The sequence below is a fragment of the Polaribacter aquimarinus genome (assembly GCF_003129485.1).
Taxonomy (GTDB): Bacteria; Bacteroidota; Bacteroidia; order Flavobacteriales; family Flavobacteriaceae; genus Polaribacter; species Polaribacter aquimarinus.
Genome location: NZ_QFFG01000001.1, coordinates 278953 through 305791 on the forward strand (window position 1 = coordinate 278953; position 26839 = coordinate 305791).

Annotated in this window: 37 protein-coding genes; 7 read left to right on the forward strand and 30 right to left on the reverse strand. The window is 32.4% G+C overall.

Features of this window, described 5'->3' with window-relative positions; all coding sequences use genetic code 11:
* Window positions 1–65: 65 nt before the first annotated feature.
* The 28 genes from rpsM to rpsL form a co-directional block, all read right to left on the reverse strand.
* Window positions 66–431, reverse strand: a complete 366-nt coding sequence (gene rpsM / locus DIS07_RS01325; RefSeq protein ID WP_109403416.1) for a 30S ribosomal protein S13 — start codon at window positions 429–431, stop codon at window positions 66–68.
* On the reverse strand, window positions 431–547 hold the full coding sequence (gene ykgO / locus DIS07_RS01330; protein WP_004568720.1) for a type B 50S ribosomal protein L36: 117 nt from the start codon (window positions 545–547) through the stop codon (window positions 431–433). The genes rpsM and ykgO overlap by 1 nt, the downstream gene beginning before the upstream one ends.
* A 12-nt stretch (window positions 548–559) precedes the next feature.
* Entirely contained in the window at window positions 560–775 is a 216-nt protein-coding gene (gene infA, locus DIS07_RS01335) for a translation initiation factor IF-1 (RefSeq protein WP_068206835.1), read from the reverse strand.
* 1 nt (window position 776) lies between these two features.
* Window positions 777–2099, reverse strand: a complete 1323-nt coding sequence (gene secY, locus DIS07_RS01340; protein ID WP_109403417.1) for a preprotein translocase subunit SecY — start codon at window positions 2097–2099, stop codon at window positions 777–779.
* Between the two features lie 13 nt (window positions 2100–2112).
* Window positions 2113–2565, reverse strand: coding sequence for a 50S ribosomal protein L15 (gene rplO, locus DIS07_RS01345; protein WP_109403418.1), 453 nt, complete (start codon window positions 2563–2565; stop codon window positions 2113–2115).
* A 10-nt stretch (window positions 2566–2575) separates the two neighbouring features.
* Complete coding sequence (rpmD, locus tag DIS07_RS01350; protein WP_109403419.1) at window positions 2576–2758, reverse strand: 50S ribosomal protein L30; 183 nt, start codon at window positions 2756–2758, stop codon at window positions 2576–2578.
* 11 nt (window positions 2759–2769) lie between these two features.
* Window positions 2770–3294 carry a 30S ribosomal protein S5 gene (gene rpsE / locus DIS07_RS01355; RefSeq protein ID WP_109403420.1) on the reverse strand — a complete coding sequence of 175 codons (525 nt, stop codon included), beginning with the start codon at window positions 3292–3294 and terminating at the stop codon, window positions 2770–2772.
* Between the two features lie 3 nt (window positions 3295–3297).
* On the reverse strand, window positions 3298–3642 hold the full coding sequence (rplR, locus tag DIS07_RS01360) for a 50S ribosomal protein L18 (RefSeq protein ID WP_109403421.1): 345 nt from the start codon (window positions 3640–3642) through the stop codon (window positions 3298–3300).
* Window positions 3643–3653: 11 nt separating this feature from the next.
* On the reverse strand, window positions 3654–4199 hold the full coding sequence (gene rplF / locus DIS07_RS01365) for a 50S ribosomal protein L6 (RefSeq protein ID WP_109403422.1): 546 nt from the start codon (window positions 4197–4199) through the stop codon (window positions 3654–3656).
* Window positions 4200–4210: 11 nt separating this feature from the next.
* The gene (gene rpsH / locus DIS07_RS01370; RefSeq protein ID WP_109403423.1) at window positions 4211–4609 is read right to left on the reverse strand and encodes a 30S ribosomal protein S8; all 399 of its coding nucleotides are present in this window, start codon (window positions 4607–4609) and stop codon (window positions 4211–4213) included.
* A 163-nt stretch (window positions 4610–4772) separates the two neighbouring features.
* A complete protein-coding gene (gene rpsN / locus DIS07_RS01375) occupies window positions 4773–5042 on the reverse strand; it encodes a 30S ribosomal protein S14 (RefSeq protein ID WP_068363324.1) in 270 nt (89 codons plus the stop codon).
* Window positions 5043–5045: 3 nt separating this feature from the next.
* Entirely contained in the window at window positions 5046–5597 is a 552-nt protein-coding gene (gene rplE, locus DIS07_RS01380) for a 50S ribosomal protein L5 (protein WP_109403424.1), read from the reverse strand.
* 8 nt (window positions 5598–5605) lie between these two features.
* A complete protein-coding gene (gene rplX, locus DIS07_RS01385) occupies window positions 5606–5908 on the reverse strand; it encodes a 50S ribosomal protein L24 (RefSeq protein ID WP_109403425.1) in 303 nt (100 codons plus the stop codon).
* A 13-nt stretch (window positions 5909–5921) separates the two neighbouring features.
* The gene (gene rplN, locus DIS07_RS01390) at window positions 5922–6290 is read right to left on the reverse strand and encodes a 50S ribosomal protein L14 (protein WP_015482230.1); all 369 of its coding nucleotides are present in this window, start codon (window positions 6288–6290) and stop codon (window positions 5922–5924) included.
* 1 nt (window position 6291) lies between these two features.
* Window positions 6292–6549 (reverse strand): 30S ribosomal protein S17, encoded by a 258-nt coding sequence (rpsQ, locus tag DIS07_RS01395; protein WP_109403426.1) that lies wholly within the window; start codon window positions 6547–6549, stop codon window positions 6292–6294.
* A gap of 20 nt (window positions 6550–6569) precedes the next feature.
* On the reverse strand, window positions 6570–6761 hold the full coding sequence (rpmC, locus tag DIS07_RS01400; RefSeq protein ID WP_068363305.1) for a 50S ribosomal protein L29: 192 nt from the start codon (window positions 6759–6761) through the stop codon (window positions 6570–6572).
* An 11-nt stretch (window positions 6762–6772) separates the two neighbouring features.
* On the reverse strand, window positions 6773–7204 hold the full coding sequence (gene rplP / locus DIS07_RS01405) for a 50S ribosomal protein L16 (protein WP_109403427.1): 432 nt from the start codon (window positions 7202–7204) through the stop codon (window positions 6773–6775).
* A 22-nt stretch (window positions 7205–7226) separates the two neighbouring features.
* Window positions 7227–7946, reverse strand: coding sequence for a 30S ribosomal protein S3 (gene rpsC, locus DIS07_RS01410; protein ID WP_109403428.1), 720 nt, complete (start codon window positions 7944–7946; stop codon window positions 7227–7229).
* Between the two features lie 11 nt (window positions 7947–7957).
* Window positions 7958–8362, reverse strand: a complete 405-nt coding sequence (rplV, locus tag DIS07_RS01415) for a 50S ribosomal protein L22 (RefSeq protein WP_109403429.1) — start codon at window positions 8360–8362, stop codon at window positions 7958–7960.
* A 6-nt stretch (window positions 8363–8368) separates the two neighbouring features.
* Window positions 8369–8647, reverse strand: coding sequence for a 30S ribosomal protein S19 (gene rpsS, locus DIS07_RS01420; RefSeq protein ID WP_109403430.1), 279 nt, complete (start codon window positions 8645–8647; stop codon window positions 8369–8371).
* Window positions 8648–8654: 7 nt separating this feature from the next.
* Window positions 8655–9479 (reverse strand): 50S ribosomal protein L2, encoded by an 825-nt coding sequence (gene rplB / locus DIS07_RS01425; protein WP_109403431.1) that lies wholly within the window; start codon window positions 9477–9479, stop codon window positions 8655–8657.
* Window positions 9480–9490: 11 nt separating this feature from the next.
* Window positions 9491–9781 carry a 50S ribosomal protein L23 gene (gene rplW / locus DIS07_RS01430; RefSeq protein ID WP_109403432.1) on the reverse strand — a complete coding sequence of 97 codons (291 nt, stop codon included), beginning with the start codon at window positions 9779–9781 and terminating at the stop codon, window positions 9491–9493.
* A gap of 4 nt (window positions 9782–9785) precedes the next feature.
* Window positions 9786–10415 carry a 50S ribosomal protein L4 gene (rplD, locus tag DIS07_RS01435; RefSeq protein WP_109403433.1) on the reverse strand — a complete coding sequence of 210 codons (630 nt, stop codon included), beginning with the start codon at window positions 10413–10415 and terminating at the stop codon, window positions 9786–9788.
* Window positions 10415–11032: a 50S ribosomal protein L3 gene (gene rplC / locus DIS07_RS01440; protein WP_109403434.1), complete on the reverse strand. Its 618-nt coding sequence runs from the start codon at window positions 11030–11032 to the stop codon at window positions 10415–10417. Before rplC ends, rplD begins: the two co-directional genes overlap by 1 nt.
* Before the next feature lie 288 nt (window positions 11033–11320).
* Window positions 11321–11626 (reverse strand): 30S ribosomal protein S10, encoded by a 306-nt coding sequence (rpsJ, locus tag DIS07_RS01445; RefSeq protein WP_068363283.1) that lies wholly within the window; start codon window positions 11624–11626, stop codon window positions 11321–11323.
* A gap of 19 nt (window positions 11627–11645) precedes the next feature.
* On the reverse strand, window positions 11646–13763 hold the full coding sequence (gene fusA / locus DIS07_RS01450) for an elongation factor G (RefSeq protein WP_109403435.1): 2118 nt from the start codon (window positions 13761–13763) through the stop codon (window positions 11646–11648).
* Between the two features lie 3 nt (window positions 13764–13766).
* Window positions 13767–14246: a 30S ribosomal protein S7 gene (gene rpsG / locus DIS07_RS01455; protein WP_109403436.1), complete on the reverse strand. Its 480-nt coding sequence runs from the start codon at window positions 14244–14246 to the stop codon at window positions 13767–13769.
* 27 nt (window positions 14247–14273) lie between these two features.
* Window positions 14274–14648 carry a 30S ribosomal protein S12 gene (rpsL, locus tag DIS07_RS01460; protein WP_015482216.1) on the reverse strand — a complete coding sequence of 125 codons (375 nt, stop codon included), beginning with the start codon at window positions 14646–14648 and terminating at the stop codon, window positions 14274–14276.
* Window positions 14649–14823: 175 nt separating this feature from the next.
* Here rpsL and DIS07_RS01465 point away from each other — a divergent pair, with 175 nt between their 5' ends.
* The 6 genes from DIS07_RS01465 to rlmB all read left to right on the forward strand — a co-directional run bounded on the left by DIS07_RS01465 (window position 14824) and on the right by rlmB (window position 24058).
* A complete protein-coding gene (locus DIS07_RS01465) occupies window positions 14824–16488 on the forward strand; it encodes a ShlB/FhaC/HecB family hemolysin secretion/activation protein (protein WP_146190694.1) in 1665 nt (554 codons plus the stop codon).
* Window positions 16489–16662: 174 nt separating this feature from the next.
* Window positions 16663–19767, forward strand: a complete 3105-nt coding sequence (locus DIS07_RS01470) for a SusC/RagA family TonB-linked outer membrane protein (RefSeq protein WP_109403438.1) — start codon at window positions 16663–16665, stop codon at window positions 19765–19767.
* Window positions 19768–19777: 10 nt separating this feature from the next.
* A complete protein-coding gene (locus DIS07_RS01475; protein ID WP_109403439.1) occupies window positions 19778–21385 on the forward strand; it encodes a SusD/RagB family nutrient-binding outer membrane lipoprotein in 1608 nt (535 codons plus the stop codon).
* A 16-nt stretch (window positions 21386–21401) separates the two neighbouring features.
* A complete protein-coding gene (locus tag DIS07_RS01480) occupies window positions 21402–22361 on the forward strand; it encodes a hypothetical protein (RefSeq protein ID WP_109403440.1) in 960 nt (319 codons plus the stop codon).
* 17 nt (window positions 22362–22378) lie between these two features.
* Entirely contained in the window at window positions 22379–23242 is an 864-nt protein-coding gene (locus DIS07_RS01485) for a hypothetical protein (protein ID WP_109403441.1), read from the forward strand.
* Between the two features lie 75 nt (window positions 23243–23317).
* A complete protein-coding gene (gene rlmB / locus DIS07_RS01490; protein ID WP_109403442.1) occupies window positions 23318–24058 on the forward strand; it encodes a 23S rRNA (guanosine(2251)-2'-O)-methyltransferase RlmB in 741 nt (246 codons plus the stop codon).
* 13 nt (window positions 24059–24071) lie between these two features.
* On the opposite strand, the gene DIS07_RS01495 is transcribed toward rlmB, so the two are convergent.
* A complete protein-coding gene (locus tag DIS07_RS01495) occupies window positions 24072–24770 on the reverse strand; it encodes a rhomboid family intramembrane serine protease (RefSeq protein ID WP_235869069.1) in 699 nt (232 codons plus the stop codon).
* A gap of 59 nt (window positions 24771–24829) precedes the next feature.
* Here DIS07_RS01495 and DIS07_RS01500 point away from each other — a divergent pair, with 59 nt between their 5' ends.
* Entirely contained in the window at window positions 24830–26101 is a 1272-nt protein-coding gene (locus tag DIS07_RS01500; protein ID WP_109403444.1) for a replication-associated recombination protein A, read from the forward strand.
* On the opposite strand, the gene DIS07_RS01505 is transcribed toward DIS07_RS01500, so the two are convergent.
* On the reverse strand, window positions 26098–26838 hold the full coding sequence (locus DIS07_RS01505) for a hypothetical protein (protein ID WP_109403445.1): 741 nt from the start codon (window positions 26836–26838) through the stop codon (window positions 26098–26100). The two genes, DIS07_RS01500 and DIS07_RS01505, sit on opposite strands and share 4 nt — an antisense overlap.
* Window position 26839 lies beyond the last annotated feature (1 nt).

Genomic DNA, 26839 nt, shown 5'->3' on the forward strand with positions numbered 1-26839 from the left:
AATTTTAGTAAATTATATATAAATATATATGGCACACTAAAATATAACTAGGTTAATCTCTAACTTTATTTTTTCTTGTTAGCTACTGTTTTTCTCTTACCTTTTCTTGTACGAGAGTTGTTTTTAGTTCTTTGACCTCTTAAAGGAAGCCCCATTCTATGACGGATTCCTCTTTGACAACCAATATCCATTAAACGTTTGATGTTCAACTGAACTTCAGAACGTAATTCACCTTCAATTGTGAAAGCTCCAACTTGTTCTCTAATTGCTGCTATTTGATCATCAGTCCAATCTTGAACTTTGATACTTTCATCAACTTTTGCTTTTGCTAAAACTTCTTTAGCTCTACTGTTTCCTATACCAAAGATATAAGTTAAAGCGATAACACCTCTTTTATTCTTTGGAATATCAATACCTGCTATTCTTGCCATTACCCTTGTCTTTGTTTAAATCTAGGATTTTGTTTATTTATTACGTATAATCTACCTTTTCTGCGTACTATTTTGCAGTCGGCACTTCTTTTTTTAACTGATGCTCTAACTTTCATCTGTTTTGTTTTTTAGTATCTGTAAGTAATTCTTGCTTTTGTTAAATCGTAAGGACTCATTTCTAACTTTACCTTATCTCCAGGTAATAATTTAATATAATGCATACGCATTTTACCAGAAATGTGAGCCGTTACAATATGTCCGTTTTCTAATTCTACACGAAACATCGCATTTGATAATGCTTCTGTAATTGTTCCATCTTGTTGAATTGCGGGTTGTTTAGCCATTTTACTTATTCGATTTTCTGTTACTATTTCCTGCTTTCATTAAACCATCATAATGGCGATTTAATAAATACGAATTTATTTGTTGTAAAGTATCAATTGCAACACCAACCATAATAATTAATGATGTACCACCGTAAAACATTGCCCAACTCTGTTGTACTCCAAACTGAACTACAATTGCTGGTAAGATTGATAATGCTGCTAAGAATAACGATCCTGGAAACGTAATTCTAGACAGTACAGAATCTAATCTATCTGCTGTGTCTTTACCTGGTCTAATACCTGGTATAAAACCACCACTTCTCTTTAAATCTTCAGCCATTTTATTCGTAGGAATTGTAATTGCTGTATAGAAATAACTAAAGATGATAATTAACAATGCAAAAATTACATTGTACCATAATCCATTGATATCTTGTAAACTTGCAATTGCTGGAAATCTTTGCGCTAAAGCAACTGGTAAAAACATAATTGCTTGCGCAAAAATTATTGGCATTACACCTGCTGCATTTAATTTTAGAGGAATATAATCTCTAGAACCCGCAACGTTTTGAATGTTTCCTGCAACTGTTCTTCTGGCATATTGTACTGCAATCTTACGAACAGCAGTAACTAATAAGACAGTTAATAAAATTACGACAAACCAAACTATAACCTCAATTAATACCATCATAATTCCTCCTGCACCAGCATTTGTTGTTTTAGCAACAAACTCTTGTAAAAATGCAGCTGGAAAGTTAGCGATAATACCTACAGTAATAAGTAATGAAATTCCATTACCAACTCCTTTATCTGTAATACGCTCACCTAACCACATCGCAAAAATTGTTCCTGCTGTTAAAATAATGATAGATGATATCCAAAAAGTTGGTCCACTTACTAAAAAAGCTTCAGGTGGTAAACCAAACTGAGTTTTAATAGCTGTAATATACGTTGGTGCTTGTACCAATGTAATACCAATGGTTAACCATCTGGTAATTTGTGTAATTTTTTTACGTCCACTTTCTCCATCTTTCTGTAACTTCTGTAAATAAGGAACCGCAATTCCCATTAACTGAACCACAATAGATGCAGAAATATAAGGCATAATACCAAGTGCCATTACTGACGCTCTAGCAAATGCTCCTCCTGTAAATGCGTTTAATAATCCTAAAAGACCTCCGTCAGCACTTTGCTTTAAAGCAGCTAATTGTAATGGATCTACTCCAGGTAATGGAATAGCAGCCATAAAGCGATATACTGCAATTAAACCAATAGTAAGAAGAATTTTATTTTTTAATTCTTCAATACTGAAAATTTCTTTTAATCTATTAATTAAATTCATCATTTACGAAATCTTATAAAGTAACAGCCTCACCTCCAACTGCTTCAATAGCAGCTTTTGCTGATGCTGTAAATTTATGTACAGTTATATTTAATTTAGCTTTTAATTCTCCACCACCTAGTATTTTTACTAAGTCGTTTTTACTTGCTAATCTATTTGCTACTAAATCTTCTAAAGTAACTGTATCTGTTATCTTTCCACTATCAACTAAAGCTTGTAACTTATCTAAGTTGATCCCTTGATATTCTTTTCTATTGATATTTGTGAAACCAAATTTTGGCACACGTCTTTGAAGTGGCATCTGCCCTCCTTCAAAACCAATTTTACGAGAATAACCTGAACGAGATTTAGCCCCTTTGTGACCTCTTGTAGAAGTTCCTCCGTGACCAGAACCTTCACCACGTGCGATTCTTTTTCCCTTTTTTACAGATCCTTCTGCTGGTGTTAAGTTATGTAAACTACTCATTTTAAATATCTTATTTTAATTCCTCTACAGAAACTAAATGTGAAACTTTATTTACCATACCAACAATTGATGGAGTTGCCTCATGCTCAACAGATTGGTTTAATCTACGTAAACCTAATGCTTCTAAAGTTCTTTTTTGATTCTTTAAACGCCCGATTTGACTTTTTACTTGTGTAACTTTAATTTTTGCCATCTCTTTTAGATTTATCCGTTAAATACTTTTTCTAAAGAAATTCCCCTTTGTTTCGCAATTGCAGAAGCACTACGTAATTGTAATAGAGCATCAAATGTTGCTTTTACTGCATTGTGAGGGTTAGAAGAACCTTGAGATTTAGATAATACATCATGTACACCAACAGATTCTAATACTGCACGTACTGCACCCCCTGCAATTACCCCTGTACCAGGAGAAGCAGGTTTGATAAATACCTTTGCACCACCAAATTTTCCTTTTTGTTCATGAGGTAAAGTACCTTCTAAAATTGGTATTCTTACTAAATTTTTCTTAGCATCTTCAACAGCTTTTGCTATTGCCGAAGAAACATCTTTAGATTTCCCTAATCCGTGACCAACAACACCATTACCATCACCAACAACAACAATTGCAGAGAAACCAAATGCTCTACCTCCTTTTGTTACTTTGGTAACACGTTGTACACCTACTAATCTATCAACAAGCTCTAATCCGCTTGGTTTAACTCTTTCTACGTTTTTATAACCTTGCATAATTTCTTAAAATTTTAAACCAGCTTCTCTTGCAGCTTCTGCTAATACCTTAACTCTACCATGGTATAAATAACCATTTCTATCGAAAGCAACTGTTTCAACTCCTACTTTGATAGCTTTTTCAGCAATTTCTTTCCCAACAGCAGCCGAAGCTTCTGATTTTGAACTTGCTTTTATATCTCTAGATGCAACTGAAGCTAATGTTACTCCATTTACATCGTCTACTAACTGAGCGTAAATTTCTTTATTACTTCTAAAAACTGATAATCTTGGTTTAGAAGCTGTACCAGAAACTATTTTTCTGATTCTACGCTTAATTCTAGCTCTTCTTTCTAACTTTGTTAATGCCATAATGCTATGAATTATGCAGACTTACCTGCTTTTCTTCTTAATACTTCTCCTACAAACTTAACTCCTTTACCTTTATATGGCTCTGGTCTACGGAAACCTCTAATTTTCGCAGCTACTTGACCCACTAATTGTTTATCAAAAGAAGTTAATTTAACGATTGGGTTTTTCCCTTTTTCTGATACTGTTTCAACTTTAACTTCTGGAGCTAATTCTAAAACAATATTATGAGAAAATCCTAAAGCTAAATCTAATTTTTGTCCTTGATTAGATGCTCTATAACCTACACCAACCAATTCTAATTCTTTAGTCCAACCTTTAGATACACCTTCTATCATGTTATTGATTAAGGCCCTCATTAAACCGTGTTGAGCTTTATGGTCTTTACTTTCAGATGCTCTTTCTAATACAACTTGTGCATCTTCAACTTTTACAGTAATTCCATCAGAAATAGTTTGAGTTAACTCTCCTAATTTACCTTTTACTGTAACTGTGTTGTCTTTTATGCTTACATCTACACCTTGTGCGATGCTAACGGGATTTTTTCCTATTCTACTCATCTTTCAAGATTTTAATAAACGTAACATAAAACTTCTCCTCCAACGTTCTCTTGACGTGCTTTTTTGTTTGTCATTACACCCTTAGATGTAGAAACAATAGCAATACCAAGTCCATTTAACACTCTTGGCATCTCTTTAGAGCCAACATATTTACGTAAACCTGGTGTACTGATTCGTTGAATTTTTCTAATAACTGACTCTTTTGTGTCTTTGTCATATTTTAAGGCAATTTTGATGGTACCTTGAACAGATTCATCGTTAAATTGATAACTTAAAATATACCCTTGATCAAACAAAATCTTAGTCATTTCCTTCTTCAGGTTCGAAGCTGGAATTTCTACTACTCTGTGTCCTGCTGCGATAGCATTTCTTACTCTAGTAAGAAAATCCGCGATTGGATCTGTATACATATTAATATAAAATTGCGATTACGGTTTTCAATTACCTCTATTTACCTACAGATTTCCCTGTGACAATTGAACCTATAATCAGTTAAAATTCTTATACTCAAAAAAAATAGAGCGTGCAAATGTACACATTCTATTTTTATTTTTAAGATTTAATTTTAGATTTCTACCAACTAGCTTTTTTAACACCTGGTATTAATCCTTGATTTGCCATTTCACGAAACGTTACACGAGAAATACCAAATTGTCTCATATATCCTTTTGGACGTCCAGTTAATTTACATCTGTTGTGCATTCTTACTGGTGAAGCGTTCTTTGGTAATTTTTGCAATGCTTCATAATCTCCAGCTTCTTTTAAAGCTTTTCTTTTTTCAGCATATTTTGCAACTGTTTTTGCTCTCTTACGTTCACGAGCTTTCATTGATTCTTTAGCCATTTCTTAATTTTTTTTGAATGGTAAACCTAATTCTCCTAATAATGACTTTGCTTCCTTATCAGTATCTGCAGATGTTACAAACGTAATATCCATACCGTTAATTTTTTTCACTTGGTCAATATTTATCTCTGGGTAAATGATTTGTTCAGTAATCCCTAAATTGTAATTACCTCTTCCATCAAATCCGTTAGCTTTTATACCGTTAAAGTCTCTTACACGTGGTAAAGAAGCTGTAACTAATCTATCTAAAAACTCGTACATTTTATCACCTCTTAACGTAACTTTTACCCCAATTGGCATTCCTTTACGTAATTTAAATGATGCAACATCTTTCTTAGACATAGTAGAAATTGCTTTCTGACCAGTAATATTAGTCAATTCTTCTACAGCATAATCTATTAATTTCTTATCTGCAATTGCAGCACCAACACCTTTAGAAACAACTATTTTTTCTAATTTGGGTACTTGCATTACATTCTTATAACTGAATTCTTCAGTAAGAGCTTTAATCACTCTTTCTTTGTATTCTGCTTTTAATCTTGGTACGTAACTCATGATTATTCTTATTTTTTAGTTTTTTTAGAGACTCTAGTCTTAGTGTCTCCATCAACATTATAACCAACTCTTACAGCTGCACCATCCTCTACTAACATAACGTTAGAAATGTGCAATGATGCTTCCTTTTTTACAATACCTCCTTGAGGATTTTGAGCGCTTGGTTTTGTATGCTTAGAAACTAAGTTAACTCCTTCTACCAAAACTCTATCCTTATCTTTGATAATTTGTAAAACTTTACCTTCTGATCCTTTATGATCTCCTGCAATTACTTTTACAGTATCTCCTGATTTTAATTTGAACTTCTTCATTTTATATAATGATTTAAAGCACTTCAGGTGCTAATGATACTATTTTCATGAATTGTTTCTCACGAAGCTCACGAGCAACAGGACCAAATACACGAGTACCTCTCATTTCCTCAGTAGGATTTAAAAGTACACAAGCATTATCATCAAATCTGATATAAGATCCGTCTTTACGTCTCACTTCTTTTTTAGTTCTTACAACAACTGCTCTAGATACTTGACCTTTTTTTACAGTTCCGTTAGGAGTTGCAGATTTAACAGATACAACAATCTTGTCTCCAATACTTGCGTAACGTTTTTTTGTACCTCCTAAAACTCTAATTACTAAAACTTCTTTAGCTCCAGTATTATCTGCTACCTTTAATCTTGATTCTGTCTGTAACATATTATTTAGCTCTTTCTAGGATTTCTACTAATCTCCAACGTTTAGATTTACTCATAGGTTTTGTTTCCATTATCCTAACAGTATCTCCTTCGTTGCAATCATTCTTTTCGTCGTGTGCAACATACTTTTTCGTCTTTAATACGAATTTACCGTACATTGGGTGTTTTACTCTTTTAGTTTCTGATACAACAATAGATTTCTCCATTTTGCTGCTAGAAACAACACCAATTCTCTCTTTTCTAAGATTTCTTTTTTCCATCTTTAAAACTGACTATAGAATTATTGTAATTCTCTTTTTGTTAATTCTGTTGCAATTCTTGCTACAGTTCTTCTTAAACTTCTCAATTGCAATGGGTTCTCCATAGGAGTAATTGCATGAGCCATCTTAAGATCAGTATAATTCTTTTGCAACGCTCCCAACTTCTCATTAAGATCAGCTGTAGATAATTCTTTTATTTCTGATTGTTTCATTGTATATCGAATTAAGCGTTAATATCAAAATCTCTTGCTATTACAAACTTCGTTCTTACAGGAAGTTTTTGAGCTGCTAATCGTAAGGCTTCTTTTGCTATATGCATTGGTACACCACCAACCTCAAACAAAATTCTACCCGGTTTAATAACTGCAACAAAATGATCTGGTGCTCCTTTACCCTTACCCATACGTACCTCTAAAGGTTTCTTAGTGATAGGCTTGTCTGGAAAAATTTTAATCCATAACTGCCCCTCTCTTTTCATATGACGAGTTGCCGCGATACGAGCTGCTTCAATTTGACGAGAAGTTAATAAATTCTGGTCTATAGATTTGATACCAAACATTCCATTAGAAAGTTGATTTCCTCTCTGAGCATTCCCAGTCATATTCCCTTTCGCCTTCTGTACCTTACGGTATTTTACTCTTTTTGGCTGTAACATTTTTAATTTCTAATTTTAAAAATTATTTTCTTCTACGAGGTTGACGTTTAGATCTATCACCACCTTTATTACCACCTTGTTTCTTAGACAAGCCTACTAATGGAGATAATTCTCTTTTACCATAAACCTCACCCTTCATAATCCATACTTTTACACCTATCCTTCCATAAGTAGTATGAGATTCTACAAGTGCATAATCGATATCAGCTCTGAATGTAGAAAGAGGAATTCTACCTTCTTTATAGTGCTCTGAACGTGCCATTTCTGCTCCATTTAAACGACCTGAAATCTGAATTTTTATACCTTCAGCATTCATACGCATCGTTGCAGCAATAGCCATTTTGATTGCTCTCTTGTAAGAAATTCTATTCTCAATTTGACGCGCTACGCTAGTTGCAACTAACTTTGCATCTAATTCAGGACGTTTAATCTCAAAAATATTGATTTGAACTTCTTTACCTGTAATTTTCTTTAGTTCTTCTTTTAACTTGTCTACCTCTTGACCTCCTTTACCAATAATGATACCTGGACGTGCAGTAGTGATAGTAACGGTTACAAGCTTTAAAGTACGTTCTATAATTACTCTAGAAACACTTGCTTTTGATAATCTAGCATTAATATACTTTCTTATCTTATCATCTTCAGCAATTTTATCTCCGTAGTCATTACCACCATACCAGTTAGATTCCCAACCTCTGATGATTCCTAAACGATTTCCTATTGGATTAGTTTTTTGTCCCATTTCTACTTTGATTAATTACTTAAATTTTTACTACCTAACTCTAAAGTAACGTGATTAGAACGCTTGCGAATTCTATGAGCACGCCCTTGTGGAGCTGGTCTTAATCTTTTTAACATTCCTGCGCTATCTACACATATAGATTTCACATATAAACCTGCGTCTTCTATAGATGCATCCTCATTTTTAGCTTGCCAATTTGCAATTGCAGACAATAACAATTTCTCTAAATTGATTGATGCTTCTTTTGGGCTAAACTTTAAGATTTGTAAAGCTTTTTCAACTTCAACTCCTCTTACCTGATCTGCTACTAAACGCATTTTTCTTGGTGATGTAGGACAGTTAGTAAGCTTTGCGAAAGCGCGTTGCTTTCTAGCTGCTTTTAACTGATCTGCCATATTTTTTTTACGAACTCCCATTTCCTACTATTTTTTACCTTTATTTTTCGCACCAGCGTGTCCTCTAAAAGAACGAGTTGGTGAAAATTCGCCTAATTTATGCCCTACCATGTTTTCTGTAACATAAACTGGTACAAACTGACGTCCATTATGAACAGCAATTGTTTGTCCAACAAAATCTGGGGAAATCATACTTGCTCTAGACCAAGTTTTGATTACAGTTTTGTTTCCAGCTTCTACATTAGCTAACACTTTTTTCTCTAATTTATAGTGAATGTAAGGTCCTTTTTTTAATGATCTTGCCATAACTTAATTATTTCTTTCTACGTTCGATAATGTACTTATTACTAGCTTTGGTCTTAGATCTAGTTTTAAATCCTTTAGCAGGAATACCATTTCTTGATCTAGGATGACCTCCAGAAGAACGTCCTTCACCACCTCCCATTGGGTGATCAACTGGGTTCATTCTTACAGCGTTAACTCTTGGTCTTCTACCCAACCATCTTCTTCTACCTGCTTTACCAGACACTAATAATTGATGATCTGAATTAGATACAACTCCAATAGTTGCCATACACGTTAACAAGATTAATCTTGTTTCACCAGAAGGTAACTTAACTGTTGCATATTTACCATCTCTTGCCATTAATTGAGCAAATGAACCAGCAGAACGAGCCATAACAGCTCCTTGACCTGGTCGTAATTCTATACATGAGATTGTAGTACCTAAAGGAATTTCACTTAAAGGCATTGCATTTCCAATTTCTGGAGTAATACCAGAACCAGAAACGATAGTTTGACCTACTTTTAAACCGTTTTGAGCAATTACATAACGTTTTTCACCATCAGCATAACTAAGTAATGCAATAAATGCTGTACGATTTGGATCGTACTCTATAGTTTTTACTGTTGCAGGAACACCTGTTTTATCTCTTTTAAAATCGATAATACGGTATTTTTGTTTATGACCACCACCAATATTACGTGTTGTCATTCTACCCTGATTGTTTCGACCTCCAGATCTTTTTTTCGGTGCCAATAATGACTTTTCCGGCTTATCAGTTGTTATGGTGTCGAACCCATTTACAACTCTAAAACGCTGACCTGGTGTTATTGGTTTTAATTTTCTAACTGACATTCTGTCTTTTCTTAAAGATTGTTATAAAAATCAATACTTTCTCCTTCCGCTAACTGCACAATTGCTTTTTTGTATCCGCTCTTAATACCAGTAACTAAACCTTTTTTAGTATACTTTGTATTTCTTTGAATTGGATAGTTTAAAGTTTTTACGCTTGAAATAGAAACTCCATAAGCTGCCTCAACAGCATCTTTAATCTCCACTTTGTTAGCTTTTTTATCTACAACAAATGAATAACGATTAAATAATTCGCTATCGTTTGTCGCTTTTTCCGTAATAATAGGTTTAATTAAAATACTCATTTCCCTATTTGCTTAAATTTGAGTTAATTCCTTCTAAAGAACCTTCGGTAATCACAACTTTATTAGCGTTTAAAACACCATAAGTATAAATTTCTGAAGCGTTGATCACTTTAGAGTTTTTCAAGTTTCTTGATGACAAATAAACATTGCTATTTTCACCATTTAAAACAAATAATGATTTTTTAGTATCCAACTCTAATGCTTTTAAAACATTTACAAAGTTTTTAGTTTTTGGAGAATCAAAATTGAAGTCTTCAACTACTACTAAATTTTTATCATTTGCTTGAATACTTAAAGCAGATTTACGTGCTAAACGCTTTAAGTTTTTATTCAATTTAAAAGAATAATTTCTTGGTCTTGGTCCGAACATACGCCCACCACCTCTAAAAACACCAGACTTGATAGAACCTGCTCTTGCAGTACCAGTTCCTTTTTGTTTTTTTATCTTTCTTGTAGAACCAGTAATTTCAGCTCTTTCTTTAGATTTATGAGTTCCTTGACGTTGGTTTGCCAAGTACTGTTTAACATCTAAATAAATAGCGTGATCATTAGGCTCTATACCAAATACATCTTTAGAAAGTTCAACTTTTCTACCTGTATCTTTTCCTGTAATATCTAAAACTACTACTTTCATTATTTCTGAATAGTTACAAAAGCATTTTTGTGTCCAGGAATAGCCCCTTTAACAACAAGTAAGTTCTTTTCAGCAACTACTTTTAATACTCTTAAGTTTTGTACTTTCACATTTTCTCCACCCATTCTTCCTGCCATTCGCATTCCTTTGAATACTCTTGCAGGGTAAGATGCAGCACCAATTGAACCAGGAGCTCTTAAACGGTTATGTTGACCATGAGTAGCTTGACCGACACCAGCAAAACCGTGACGTTTAACTACACCCTGAAAACCTTTACCTTTAGAAACACCTGACACATCAACAAATTCCCCTTCAGTAAAATGCTCTACTGTGATAGAATCTCCTAATTTGTACTCTTCTTCAAACCCTTGAAATTCAACGACTTTTTTCTTAGCAGTGGTGCCAGCTTTTTTAAAGTGACCGTCTAACGCTTTGTTAGAGCTCTTCGCCTTTTTGTCATCGAAACCAAGTTGCAACGCATTGTAGCCGTCAACCTCTTCGGTTCTGACTTGGGTAACAACGCAAGGACCTGCTTCGATTACTGTACAAGGAATGTTCTTCCCGTTTTCATCAAATAAGCTGGTCATTCCAATTTTTCTTCCTATTAACCCAGACATTTAGTTAAAATTTTAGACGATAGATTATTTTATCCAGCGCGTCTATTAATAATTATTTGTTTGAAACTAAAGTTTCATAAAATCCTTTGAGTTTTACTCAAAAAAAACAGCATAAAAACACTTTCTATACTGAATTTGTTTTTACCGTTTTTCCTTCGCGAAACGCTCTGGACATGTTACTATTATTGATTTTTAACTCAAAAAACAGTATACCCTACTCTATTTCGGGTTGCAAAAGTAAAAAAAACTTTCGGCTTAACAAAATTAAACCGAAAGTTAATATATTACTTATACTTTAATCTCAACTTCAACACCACTTGGTAACTCAAGTTTCATTAAAGCATCAATAGTTTTTGAAGAAGAACTATAGATGTCTAACAATCTTTTGTAAGCAGCTAATTGAAATTGCTCTCTAGATTTTTTATTTACGTGCGGTGAACGCAATACAGTAAAAATCTTTTTATGTGTTGGTAATGGTATTGGTCCGTTTACAACAGCACCTGTACTTTTTACCGTCTTTACTATTTTTTCAGCAGATTTATCTACTAAATTGTAATCGTAAGACTTTAATTTTATTCTAATTTTTTGACTCATCTTATATATTATTAGTAGATTAACCTTTAGCAGCAGCGATTACTTCTTCTGAAATATTTGAAGGAGTTTCTGCATAGTGAGAAAATTCCATAGTAGAAGTTGCTCTACCTGAAGACATTGTTCTTAAAGCTGTAACATAACCAAACATTTCTGATAATGGAACTATAGCTTTCACAACTTTAGACCCAGCTCTATCTGACATATCATTAACCTGACCTCTTCTTCTATTTAAATCTCCTACAATGTCACCCATATTTTCTTCTGGTGTTAACACCTCTAACTTCATTAATGGCTCCATAATTTTAGCTCTGGCAGCTTTAGCAGCAGCTTTAAAACCTAATTTTGCAGCTAACTCAAAAGATAATTGATCAGAATCCACTGCGTGGAAAGAACCATCTTTCAAAGTAACTTTCATAGAATCCATTTCGTAGCCAGCTAAAGGACCATTCTTCATTGCTTCTTTGAATCCTTTTTCTACAGATGGCACAAATTCTTTTGGAACGTTACCACCTTTAATAACAGATTCAAATTGTAATCCTTGAACACCTTCATCTGCAGGCTCCATCGTAAATACAATATCAGCAAATTTACCACGTCCACCAGATTGTTTCTTATAAACCTCTCTATGATCAGCAGCAGCAGTGATAGCTTCTTTGTACTCAACTTGTGGTTGACCTTGATTTACCTCTACCTTAAACTCACGTTTTAAACGGTCTACAATTACATCTAAGTGTAACTCTCCCATTCCGGAGATAATAGTTTGACCAGAAGCCTCATCAGTTCGCACTGTAAATGTTGGATCTTCTTCAGCTAATTTACCTAAACCGATTCCTAATTTATCAACATCTGCTTTTGTTTTAGGTTCTACAGCAATACCAATTACTGGATCTGGAAAATCCATAGATTCTAATACAATAGGATGTTTTTCAGCAGTTAAAGTATCTCCTGTTTTAATAGATTTAAATCCAACAGCAGCTCCAATATCACCCGCTTCAATAAAATCAATTGCATTTTGCTTGTTAGCATGCATTTGATAAATACGAGAAATACGCTCTTTTTTGTTTGAACGATTGTTCAACACATAAGAACCCGCATCTAAACGACCTGAATATGCTCTAAAAAATGCTAAACGACCAACAAAAGGGTCTGTAGCAATTTTAAATGCTAAAGCAGCAAATGGCTCTTTTACATCTGGCTTACGAATCTCCTCTAAACCTGTATCAGGGTTGGTACCAACAATACCTTCTTTATCAGTAGGAGAAGGCAAATAACGACATACAGCATCTAAAAGAAACTGAACACCTTTATTTTTAAAAGCCGAACCACAAATCATAGGAATGATAGCCATATCCATTACAGCAGCTCTAAGTGCAGCATGCACTTCTTCTTCAGTAATAGAATCTTCATCTTCCATAAATTTTTCCAAAAGATTCTCATCATAACTTGCAACTTCTTCAATTAACAGCGCACGATATTTTTTTGCCTCTTCTTTCATATCCTCAGGAATATCAATTACATCGAAAGTAGCTCCTTGAGTTGCATCATGCCATACAATAGCACGGTTTTTCACTAAATCAATAACACCTTTAAATTCATCCTCATCACCAATATTTAAAACAATTGGCACTGCGTTTGACTTTAACATGTCTTTTACTTGTTGACAAACACCTAAAAAGTCAGAACCTTGACGATCCATTTTATTAACGAATCCAATTCTTGGCACTTTATAGTTATCAGCTAATCTCCAGTTAGTTTCAGATTGAGGTTCAACACCATCAACTGCGCTAAATAAAAATACTAACCCGTCTAATACACGCAATGACCTATTTACCTCAACAGTAAAATCAACGTGACCAGGAGTATCGATAATATTAAAGTGATATCCTTTTGTTTCAGGAGTTTTTTCTCCATTTTCAATTGGAAAATTCCATGTACAAGTAGTAGCTGCAGAAGTAATTGTAATACCTCTTTCTTGCTCTTGCTCCATCCAGTCCATTGTAGCTGCACCGTCATGAACCTCACCAATTTTATGAGAAACACCTGTATAGTACAATACACGTTCTGTAGTTGTGGTTTTACCAGCATCAATATGTGCTGCAATACCAATATTTCTTGTGAATTTTAAATCTCTTGCCATTTCTTAGAATCTGAAGTGTGAGAATGCTTTATTAGCTTCTGCCATTTTGTGTGTATCTACTCTTTTCTTAACAGCAGCCCCTTCTTCTTTAGCCGCAGCTAAAATTTCAGCAGCTAAACGCTGTGCCATAGTTTTTTCGTTTCTCTTACGAGTATACAAAATCATCCATTTGATAGCCATAGACACCTTACGATCTGGTCTAATTTGCATTGGAATCTGGAATGTTGCTCCACCTACTCTACGAGAACGAACTTCTACGTGAGGCATTACATTTGACAAACCTTCTTTCCAAATTTCTAAAGCCGATTTTTCTTCAGCTTCTCCTTTCTTTTGCTCGATGATATCCATTGCATCATAAAACACTTTGAACGCTACAGATTTCTTACCACTCCACATCAAGTTATTTACAAAACGTGTAACTAACTGATCATTAAATTTTGGATCTGGTAAAAGCTCTCTTTTTTTCGCTCTTCTTTTTCTCATGTCTTTACATTAAAAAAGTTAATAATTTTACTTCTTTGGGCGTTTCGCTCCGTATTTTGATCTACGTTGCGTTCTTCCTTCGACTCCTGCAGTATCTAAAGCACCACGAACTACGTGATATTTTACACCTGGTAAGTCTTTTACCCTTCCACCTCTAACTAATACTATCGAGTGCTCTTGCAAGTTGTGTCCTTCACCTGGAATGTATGCGTTTATCTCATTACCATTTGTTAATCTAACTCTGGCAACTTTACGCATTGCAGAATTAGGTTTCTTTGGTGTAGTAGTATAAACACGTGTACAAACACCACGTCTTTGTGGACTTCCTTGTAACGCAGCCGATTTACTCTTCTTAGTTATTTTGGTTCTTCCTTTACGAACTAATTGTTGAATAGTTGGCATACTAAATAATTATTGTTTTTCGTTTATATTAAACATTACCCTATTTTTAAGGGTCTGCAAATGTACAACTAATTTCTAATTATTCAAATATCAGTAAGTTATTTTTTAAAGATGTTGTTTTTAAGTCAATTTATTATGAAATTAATCTACATTTGAAACAAAAGAGTCAGCTATTTTGAAACGTAATTTCATACATTATATATATTTAGTTCTTTTAGTGATAAATTCCATTAAAGTTTTCTCACAAGAAATTACTTTAAAAATCAATTCTAAAATAGATTCTGAAAAAAAAGTTTTGGATGATCTTATTTTTATAAAAAAGCACAAAGATTTTAGCTCTATAAATTCGGAATTACAAAAAATATCTTGGTACTTGAAGGTTAACGGGTATTTTACAAATACAATAGATAGTATTACAACTAAAAATAACTCTACAACTGCATTTTTTTCTTTGAATCATAAAACCGAGAGAGCAGTGCTTTACATAAGCGATGATAATAAAGTTTATTTTAAGAATCATAATCTTAAAAATAATTTCATCACCGTACCTATTAGCAACCTAGCTTCAATTCTAAATGAAACCTCAAAAAAACTAGACAATGAAGGAAAATCATTTTCTAAAGTTTCATTAGAAAACATATCTATAAAAAAAAATACTTTATTCGCTGTATTAAAAATTGATCAATCTAAAAAAAGAGTCATATCCAAAGTTATTATAAAGGACTATGAAACGTTTCCTCAATCTTATTTGAAAAATTATTTTACAATTTACAAGAACACTATTTTTAATCAAAAAAAAATTAAAGAAATCTCATTATTATCAAGAGATTTAGAATTTGCTAAAGAAATAAAACCTCCTGAAGTTCTTTTTAAAAATGATTCAACTTTTTTATTCCTATATTTAAAAAAGCAACAAAACAATAGTTTTGACGGAATCATAAACTTTGCATCTAAAGAAAATGGCGGAGTTCTATTTAATGGAAACCTTGATTTAAAACTTAATAACATTTTAAATACAGGAGAAGTATTTAATTTATTTTGGAATAGTATTGGAGAGGAAAAACAAGAATTTAAAATTTCTTCAATCACCCCGTATATTTTTAACTCAAAATTTTCTCCTGAAATATCTTTTTCCATCTATAAACAAGATTCTACATTTTTAAACACTAAGTTTAACTCAAAACTATTTTACAATATAAATCAAAAAACTAAACTTGCTTTAACATATAATTCTGAAACGTCAGAAAACTTAGAAGAAACCCTATCTAACAACATAGAATCTTTCAATAATTATTTCTTAGGTTTTCAACTTGAATACAATATCCCTAAAAACGATTTCTTTTTTAATGACAAATTCAACCTAAATCTAAACCCCTCTATCGGAAAGAGAAAAACCAAAACAAAATCATCTAAACAATTTAAGATAGAAACCTCTGCATCTTACATATGGGATTTAAATACAAGAAATAGCTTTTATATTAGAAACAAAACTGGATTTTTAAATTCAGATTCGCTAATTGACAATGAACTCTTTAGAATAGGCGGGACAAATTCTATAAGAGGTTTTAATGAACAAAGTATTTTCACAAACAGCTATAGTTATTTCAATTTAGAATATCGGTATCTTACATCTAAAAACTCTTTCCTATATTCAATTAGCGATATTGGAAAAGTTATTGTAAATAATAAAAGCAAAACCCTTTACGGATTAGGTCTTGGTTACATGTTTAACATCAACAATTCAAGAGTTAATTTAGGTAGTGTTCTAGGTGGTAATTCTATTAAAGAATTAGACATAAACAACTTACAACTAATACTTTCTTGGAAATCTTTTTTCTAGCACTACAAGATTTCTTATATCAGCAAAACATCTAATGCTTAAGACCTTAATTATACTTTTATTACGAAAAACGTAAACTACAACGATTTAGTTTTGATGTTTTTTTGTTAAAAAATTGTTTATTTAAGATTTATTTAAGACTTTTGGGCTTAATTAATTCAAATAATTATACAAATGAAGACAAAGTTTAATGGATTTTTAACGCTATTCTTAGCGTTGGTCGTGCAAATTTCATTTGCACAGCAAAAAACTATTTCAGGTACAGTTTCTGATGATTCAGGCTCTCTACCAGGGGTAAGTATTTTAATTAAGGGAACTACTACAGGTACCGAAACTGATTTTGATGGTAAATATACTATCAAAGCAAAAGTTGGTGATGTTTTGGAATTTAGTTACCTTGGTTATAAAACTAAATCAGTTACAGTTAGCTCATCACCTACTATTAATGTAAAAATGGAGGAAGCTGGTCAGACCCTAGATGAAGTAGTTATTACAGCACAGGGTATTAAGAAAGAGCAAAAAGCTCTTGGTTACTCTATCTCTACATTAAAATCAGATGTTATTGAAAGAAAACCTGAAGCCGATGTTGCTAAAATTCTTACTGGTAGAGTTGCCGGTGTTCAAGTAAATACAGGGGGTGGTTTCTTAGGAACTGCAACAAATGTAATCATTAGATCGAAAAACTCGATTTCTGGTAACAACCAACCTCTTTATATTATTGATGGTGCGCCTATCTCTGGTGATAGATCTTTTGACCTTGACCCAAACAATATTGAAAGCACAACAATTCTTAAAGGTTTAGCGGCTTCTACTCTATATGGACAAGATGGTAGAAATGGGGTAATCATCATTAACACAAAAACTGGTAGTGGTAAATCTGCTGATAAGAAGTTTGAAGTTGATGTATCATTCTTAACAGGATTCTTAGAAGTAATCAACTTACCAGATTATCAAAACAAGTATGGTCAAGGTGCTGACAACGGTATCAATACTACATTCTTTGGTAACTGGGGTGCACGATTTAATAATCAAGTAGTACCGCATCACTTAAACATTCCTGCTTATGCAAGTTCTTTCCCTCAATATCAGGGACAAACTGACATCTACAGAGCAATTCCAAATAATGTTTCTGACTTTTTTGGTACAGGATTACAACAAACAGTATCATTAATAGCAAGAAAAAGTTTCGAAAAAGGAAACTTTAGTATTTCTTTTAGTAATACAGATCAAACTGGTTATTTATCCGAGAATACATTCAAAAGATATAACGTTGGTGTTGGGGGGTCTATTCAGTTAGCAAATAACTTAGAATTCACAACTAATATTCAATATGTAAAAAATGTTACCAATAGACCTTCTCGTAACTTCTTCCAATTAGTTACTTGGATTCCAAGAAACTTGGATATACATAATTTACCTTTTGAAGACCCAAATAATTTTTCAAATGTTTACTATAGAACTACAATTAACAACCCTAGATGGACTAGAAAAAATACTAGATTCAAGGAAGATGTAGATAGAACATTTATTTCTTTAGGTGCTAATTACAATTTCAATGACGTTCTTAGTTTAAGATACCTATATAGTTTAGATAATGTAAATGAATTAAATACAGATCATGAAAATAAGGGTGGTGTTGTAAATCCTTTAGGTTTCTTCAGTACATTTACAGATTTAGACAGAACAACTACACACAGACTTTCTTTAAATGGAGCTAGTTTTAAGTTAAATGAAGATATTAATTATGACTTTGTTGTTGGTACTGAGGTAAAAAGTATTGACTCAAGTGATTTTGGTGTAAGAAGTACAGACCAAGTAGTATATAATTTCTTAAACCACAACAACTTTAGAAATGCCGTTGCTATAGATTCTAGAAATAGACTTTTAAATACAGTAGGGGTATATGGTTCTTTAGGCGTTGATTTTAAGAAACAACTATATTTAACAATGCAAGCAAGAAATGACTGGGGTTCTACAGTAGAATCTGCAAACAGATCTATCTTCTACCCAAGTATTTCTTTATCTTACATTCCTTCTGAAACTTTTGAATGGTTAAAAGGAGAAACAAATAACTACCTAAAATTAAGAGCTGGTTATGGTACTTCTGCAAACTTTCCTAATGCATATTTAACAACTCCAACTCTTGATGCCAGTGCAAATACTTACATCAATCCTTTTACCGGAGGTATTGTTTCTACAAACTCTTTATCAAGTTTTTTACCTAACCCTGATTTAAAACCTGAGTTATTAAAAGAATTTGAAGTTGGAGCAGAAGGTAGATTCTTAAATAATTTCTTAGATTTTGATATTTCTGCTTATCACAGAATTATTAATGACCAAATTTTAAGTTCTAGTAGAGCTGCTTCTACCGGAACAACTACCACTGTAATTAATGCAGGTAGAGTAGACACAAAAGGTTTAGAAGCAAGAGTTAGTTTAAACTTATTTAAAAGTGATGAACCTGATGGTTTCACTTGGACTATGGATAACAACTTTACAGCCTATGAGACTACTGTAATTGATTTACCTGTTGATCGTGTAAATATTGCATCCGGAGTAAACTTTGCAATTGAAGGACAACCATATGGTGTATTTAGAGGAAGTTTTGCAGCAAAGGACGACAATGGTAATTTGCTTATCAACCCTAGCACTGGTAAAATTATTTCTAGTGATGATTTAGGTTTAGAAGACAAACTTATTGGAGACCCTAACGAAGATTGGTCTTACACTAATATAAATAGCATTTCATATAAAAACTTTTCACTACAAATGCAGTGGGAATATATTCATGGAGGTGATATTTATTCTGTAACTGCTTCTAACTTATTAAGAAGAGGTGTTACTACAGATACTGCAGATAATAGAGAAGGTTCTTACATTATCCCTGGGGTTTTAGCGGACCCAAATACTGGTAATGTTTTAAAAGATGCAAATGGACAACCAATTAAAAACAATATTCAAATTGGTGCAAATGATTTATATTTCATTAACTTACAAGATGTAGATGAAAACTTAGTTTATGATGGTTCTACGATGAGATTAAGAGATGTAACTCTAAGCTATTCTTTACCTAAGAAACATTTAGAGAAAACTCCTTTTGGTTCATTCATCATTTCTGCTTCAGGTAACAACTTATGGTTTAAAGCATTTAATGTACCTGATGGTCTTAACTTTGACCCAGAAGTAATTGGAGGTACAAATCTAAACGCAAGAGGTTTAGATTTCCAAAATGACCCTTCTTATAAAACTTATTCTTTAAGTGTTAAAGTAACTTTTTAAACAAAAACTCATGAAAAAAATTAATAATAAAATAAAATATTTATTTTCTGTAGTTACCGTATGTATTCTAGTTTTGACTACATCTTGTGAAACTACGAATTTAGATGTAAACGTAAACCCAAATGCGCTTTCACCAGAATCAGCAGATCCTAGTTTAGTTTTAAACTCAATTCAAGCTGGTATGATAGGTCAAAGTTTTGGTCTTAACGCTAATGTAAGAGGCGTTATGAGGCATATTAACATGTTTGGTACATATGCTGCTAACACACCTCCAAGTTCTTTAAATGGTGCTTGGGCGACAACTTTCTCTGTTGTGGCTAATAGAAAATTAATTGAGGATTTAAATAACACTCAAGATTTAGCTAATCATTTAGGTGCTGCACAAGTTTTAGAAGCTTTTGCTTATGTAAACTTAGTAGACTTTATAGGTACAGCTGTTTACACTGAAGCTGTTGATGCTGCTTTCGCAAATCCAAATTTGGATGCTGGTAAAGACATTTATGATGCAATGTACACTTTATTAGACAAAGCTATCGCTAATTTACAAGTTAGTGGACAAGTAAAATTTGAAGATTTATTCTTTAATGGAGATTTAAACGCTTGGATAAAATTAGCAAACACTATAAAAATTAGAATGTATGTTCAATCTAAGTTAACTGGTAATGGAAACGCAGCTGCTTCAATTAATAGTATTGTTGCAAGTGGTAATTATATTAAAAGTAATTCAGACGATTTTGTAGCTCAATTTGGTACAAATAATGATAACCCAGATGTAAGACACCCTGATTTTGTTGCTACTTATGAAGCTGCTGGGGCTGGAGGAACTTACATGAGTAATGAATTTATTAACATTTTAAAGAATGACAAGACTGTAGAAGACCCAAGGTTGAAGCATTACATGTACAGACAATCTCTAACAGTTCCTTCTGGATCCAAATTACCATGTGCAGGTAATCCTGCTTATCCATTATGTTATGTTGGTGACTTCTATTGGGGTAGACAACATGGAGATGACGAAGGTATACCAAACGACAATAATCAAAGAACTACTTTTGGAGCATATCCTGCTGGTGGAGCATTTGATAGTGGTGTTGGAAACGTTTCTAGTAACAATAGTATAAACCTAGGTGGTAAGGGTATTTTCCCTGTAATTACAGCTTCTTTTACAGATTTCTTATTAGCTGAGGCTTCTTTACCTGCTCCAGTTGGTTTAGGGGTAAACGGTAATACTTGGACTTATATAGAAAACGGTATCAAAAAATCATTTGCTAAAGTATCTGAAATATCAGGTGTAGCTATGGTTCAAGCTGACATGGATGCTTACATTAATGAAGTTAAAGCTAACTTTAACAATGCTGCAACTGATAGTGATAAATTAGCCATAATAGTTAAAGAATTTTATGTAGCTTCTTTTGGTAATAGTATTGAAGCATATAACGCTTATAGAAGAACTGGTTTTCCTGATTTAGGTGGTTCAGTTGTTCCTAATACAGATTTTCCTAGAAATTTCTTAATCCCAGATTCTGAATTAAATTCTAACGACAATCCTAATTTAAAACAAATTACAAGAACAACTCAAGTATTTTGGGATACTAATCCTGCTGGATTTGTTCAATAATAAAAACCTATAAACCATGAAAAAAAATATAAATATATTATTTGTTCTTTTTCTTACATTAACTATAACATTAGTATCATGTACAGACGAGAATAAATTTACAAACCCAGTAACGTTTGGCCTAGAAAATGGTGCTTTTGCAGCTTTTGAAACTGCAACACCTGCCGCTGCTTATCCAGACCCGCAGCAGATTACATTTTCTGATGTTATTACAGATCCTAACGGAACAATGGCTAATTATAATGTAAAGTTAATTGCTACTCTTTCAGGTAATGTTTATGTTAAAGAAGACTTTTTTAATGCTACTTCTTTTCCTGCTGAAATGAGTTTTAATACTCAATCTTTAGCTACTGCATTAGGTCTTCAAACAAGCGATATTAACTTTGGAGATACTTTTAATTTTATCGCAACTGTTACAAGTAAAGATGGTAATGAATTTGTAGGAATAGCTCCTGCATTTAATTCGACTACACTAGAAGTTAGTGGTGGTAATACAGAACCTCAATTACAGACTGCAGGATATAAAAGTGCTATGCAATTTAACTTTATTGTAGCTTGTCCTTTTGATCAAGCAGCAATGGTAGGTACTTGGACGGTTGCAGATGCTAACGGATTTCACGTTTCTGGAGGTGGTTCTAATGGTACTGGTCAAACCTTTGAGGTTGTAGCTGGTGCTAACGCTGATGAAATTGTTTTAAAAAATCCTTTTGGCTCTGCTAATAATACTGATATCACTGTAAAAGCTAGCCCTTTTGGAATAGCTACTTTTGATTGGCAGTTTGCTTTTGGAACTGATGAAATTTGTTGTGCAGGTTATACATTAACTCAAATTAGATCTAATGCTGGGGCAACTTCTTTGACCTTATCTTGTATTGGTTATATCGAACTTAAATTTAATACTAGATTAGGTTTAGCTGGAGGTTCTCCTTCTGGATTTAGTTTTGGTGACGGTTTCTTTAAAGCTAATAAAAATTAATTTAAATATTATTAAAGATGAAATTTATAAAATCAATTATATACATATCTATCTGTCTACTTACAATTTCTTGTGATGTAGAATTAGATAGCGAAGTAGTTATTCCTAAAACAAATAATATTACTAGTGAATTATCTGTAGCTGGTGACCATTTTGGTCCTGGAATAACTGTTCCTGTAACTGTAACGTTATCACAAACATTTTCTAAAAAAGTAAACGTAACTGTTTCTGCTACTTCTAAAGAGGCTACAACAACTAATGCTACTTTTACGGTTAATCCTGGTGACACTTCTGTTACAGGTAATTTATCATTACCTGCAACTAGTAATCCTTTAGCTGGTTATGCTCCTAAAGAGGCTTTTGTTACTGTTAAAGTAGCTGGTTTAGCAGTTATGGATGAAGAAACTGACGATAAAGGTGTTGTAAGTTTGGTTAATGATCCTAATGATACAACTACTATGACTTCTAATGAAGTATCTTTAGATTATTATACTCAGTTACCTCCTGTATCTGGTGCTGGTAGCTTTGTTTATTTATTAGATTGGGACGACCCTTCTGAGTTTGACATAGATTTACAAGTAATAGATGCTGGTTTTACTTCTATTTTTGAAAGTTCTGCTTCTGGTGATAGATATGAATCAGACTTTTTCAACAATTCACACCCTGACGGAGACTATGATTTCTATTTTAGAATATACACAAACGATCAATCTACAACTACTAGTAGAGATATAAGTTATGTGTTATTTACTACTCAACCTGATGGTACTAGAAATATATACAAAGGTATTATTCCTGCAGGAACTGCAACTGGTGGTGCTAGAATAGATTTTGCTACTCTAACAGCAGCTGGTGATGCTTATACTTTTGTTATTGACTAAAGAACGAATCTTAAAACAAATTATAAAAGGCAGTAAATTTATTTACTGCCTTTGTTTTTTATATACATTTGTAAAATGATTACAGAAACTACAACCATTTTTGGAATAAGGTCAATTATTGAAGCTATTGAAAGTGGTTCTACGATTAACAAAATATACTTACAGAAAGGCTTAAGAGGAAACTTATACTATGAATTAGAAAAAATAATAAGATCTAAGAAAATAGCTACAAGTACTGTTCCTGTTGAAAAGCTAAATAGATTATCTAAAAATAATAATCATCAAGGAGCGGTAGCACAAATATCTCCAATAGATTTTTATGATTTAGAGCAATTGATAGAATCTACTCTTGAAAATGAGAAAATACCTATATTTTTACTTTTAGATCAACTTTCTGATGTGCGTAATTTCGGAGCAATTATCAGAACTGCTGAGTGTACTGGCGTAAATGGTATTATCATACAAAAAAATGGGAGTGCTCCCGTTAATGCTGAAACGATTAAAACCTCAGCGGGTGCAGCTTTTAAAGTTCCTATTTGTAAAGTAGACCATATTAAAGATGCCTTGTTTTTATTACAAGCTTCTAACATTAAAACAGTTGCCGCGACTGAAAAAACAGAAGATTCAATTTTTGATATAAATTTTAACCAACCTATTGCCATTATAATGGGGTCTGAAGATAGAGGAGTAAATCCTTCTATTTTAAAAATGGTTGATTACAAAGCTAAACTTCCACTTTTAGGAGAAATTGCTTCATTAAATGTATCTGTTGCTTGTGGTGCTTTTTTATATGAAGCTGTTAGACAAAGGATATAATAAGTAAATTAAATTATTCTAATTCTTTTTCAGTGCTTTCTTTCTCAAGAAATTTAGGTGGATTGAAATTACCATTTTCATCAAAGTAAGTATCGAATTCTGTTTGAGTAAATTGATGTTCTTGTTTTACAATTCCTTTTTTTCTGTAGATAATTGTTAAAACAGATCCTACTAAAAAACCTGATAAATGTCCTTCCCAAGACATCCCCTCCTTTATAGGTAATACATACCAAATCATACTTCCGTATGAGAAAATGATAATTAAAGATAGAGCAACTAACCTAAAATGCTTTCTTATTACTCCACTAAAAAAAACAAAACTAAAAACTAAATACACTATTCCACTAGCCCCTATGTGGTAAGATTCTCTTGCAATTAACCAAGTCAAAAACCCTGTAAAAAAAGCTCCAATAAATAAAACTTTGTAAGCAACGTCCTTATAAAAGTAAAAAAGACTACTTAAAAGTACAAATAAAGGTATTGAATTATTAAAAAGATGATTTGTATTACTATGTATAAAATGTGTACAAAAAACACCTCTAAAACCTTTAAAAGACCTAGGAAAAACTCCAAATTTATTAAAATTAAATCCAAACTTGATTTCAATCCAATAAATAAACCAAATTGCAACAACAAATAAAGTTGGAATTATAAATATAGATGGTTTAAATTTTAAAAGATTCTCTTCATTCATCATTAATAAAAATAACAAAAATCTAACCAAACAAAATTTATACAAATTCTGTCAGTAAACTTTATTATTTTTACTGAATGAATGAACCTTTGGCAGAAAGAATTAGACCTAAAACCCTTGATGAGTATATAAGTCAACAGCATTTAGTTGGTAAAAATGGTGTATTAACAAACCTTATTAAACAAGGAATTATACCTTCTTTAATTCTTTGGGGACCTCCAGGAATTGGAAAAACCACACTTGCCAACATTATTGCTACTGAATCTAACAGACCTTTTTATACGTTAAGTGCCATAAGTTCTGGCGTAAAAGATGTAAGAGATGTTATTGAAAAAGCTAAAAAAAGTGGTGGTTTGTTTACGGCTAAAAATCCAATTTTATTTATTGATGAAATCCATAGATTTAGCAAATCACAACAAGATTCTTTATTAGGTGCTGTAGAAAAAGGCTGGGTAACTTTAATTGGTGCTACGACCGAAAATCCAAGTTTTGAAGTGATACCAGCTCTACTCTCACGATGCCAAGTTTATATTTTAAATTCTTTTGATAAAAACGATTTAATTGCTTTACTACACAGAGCAATGATAAAAGATGAGCTTTTATTACCCAAAAAAATTACTTTAAAAGAAACTGATGCCTTATTACAAGTTTCTGGGGGTGATGCTAGAAAGCTCTTAAATATTTTTGATTTATTAGTTTCTACTGAGGATAAAATTGAGATTACCAACAAACTCGTTTTAGAAAAAATTCAGAAAAATACAACTAGATATGATAAAACTGGCGAGCAACATTATGATATTATTTCTGCATTTATAAAAAGTATTAGAGGCAGTGACCCTAATGGTGCATTGTATTGGCTTGCTAGAATGCTTGAAGGTGGTGAAGATGTTAAATTTATTGCAAGGCGATTATTAATTTCTGCTTCTGAAGATATAGGTAATGCGAACCCAACAGCATTAATATTAGCAAATAATACTTTTCAAGCAGTATCTGTTATTGGCAATCCTGAATCTAGAATAATTTTAAGTCAATGTGCAGTATACTTGGCAAATTCTCCTAAAAGTAATGCTTCTTACTTAGCTATTAAAAATGCACAAAACTTGGTAAGAGAAACTGGAGATTTATCTATTCCTTTGCATTTAAGAAATGCACCGACTAAATTAATGAAAGATTTGGATTATGGTAAAAACTATAAATACGCTCATGATTTCCCAAACAATTTTGTAGAACAGGAATTTTTACCCGTTGAAATTTCTGGAACTAAAATTTACGAACCAGGAATAAACCAAAGAGAAAACCAGTTTAGAGATTTTTTAAAAAAAAGATGGCACAAAAAATATAATTACTAAAATTTAATATGATATTCTTTTTTTAATAGTTTGTTATTATGATAGAACTCAGCAATCCAGCTATTTTTATTTTTATATAAAATCCCATTTTTTTCTTTGATTATAAAGACATCTATTAAGTTCGTTTTATAAATATAAAAAACAACTTCTGGCTTGGTATTTATCAATTGAAAACCATTCGGTTTTGATTGCGCGTAAAGCATATCTTTTTTTTCTTCTTTCACATTATCACCTTTGGTTGTTTTATTATTATGAATAACTACAGGTTTATTGGCGATTTTTATTCTTTTCTTATCGTCTTTTTTTGAGTAAGAATAGATAAAATTTGTCATGCTAGAATGAGCTCTACGTATGGATTGTTGAAAGGCTTTTTTATACTCTTTAAGTTTACTTGTTCCTATTTGAGTACTATATATTAAATTACCTTTACAATCTCTAAACTCTATAGTGCTTTTAGTAATAAACATACCAGATTTATCTACAACATTAGCTACTAAAGATAAACATCGGTTCTGATTTAACTCTTGTGGTAAATTTTCATCATTAAAAAAAACATCAAGTCCATTTTTTTTTAATAAAAATTTAGTCAGAGAACTTGTTTGATATTTATCTACTTTATTTACAAAGTCAAATTTTTTTGGGATAAGGATATATTTATAATCATTAAGTTTTTCTATTTGTGCATTAATATTAATTGTTGAAACAAAAAATAATAACATGGTAATTCTAAGAATCATA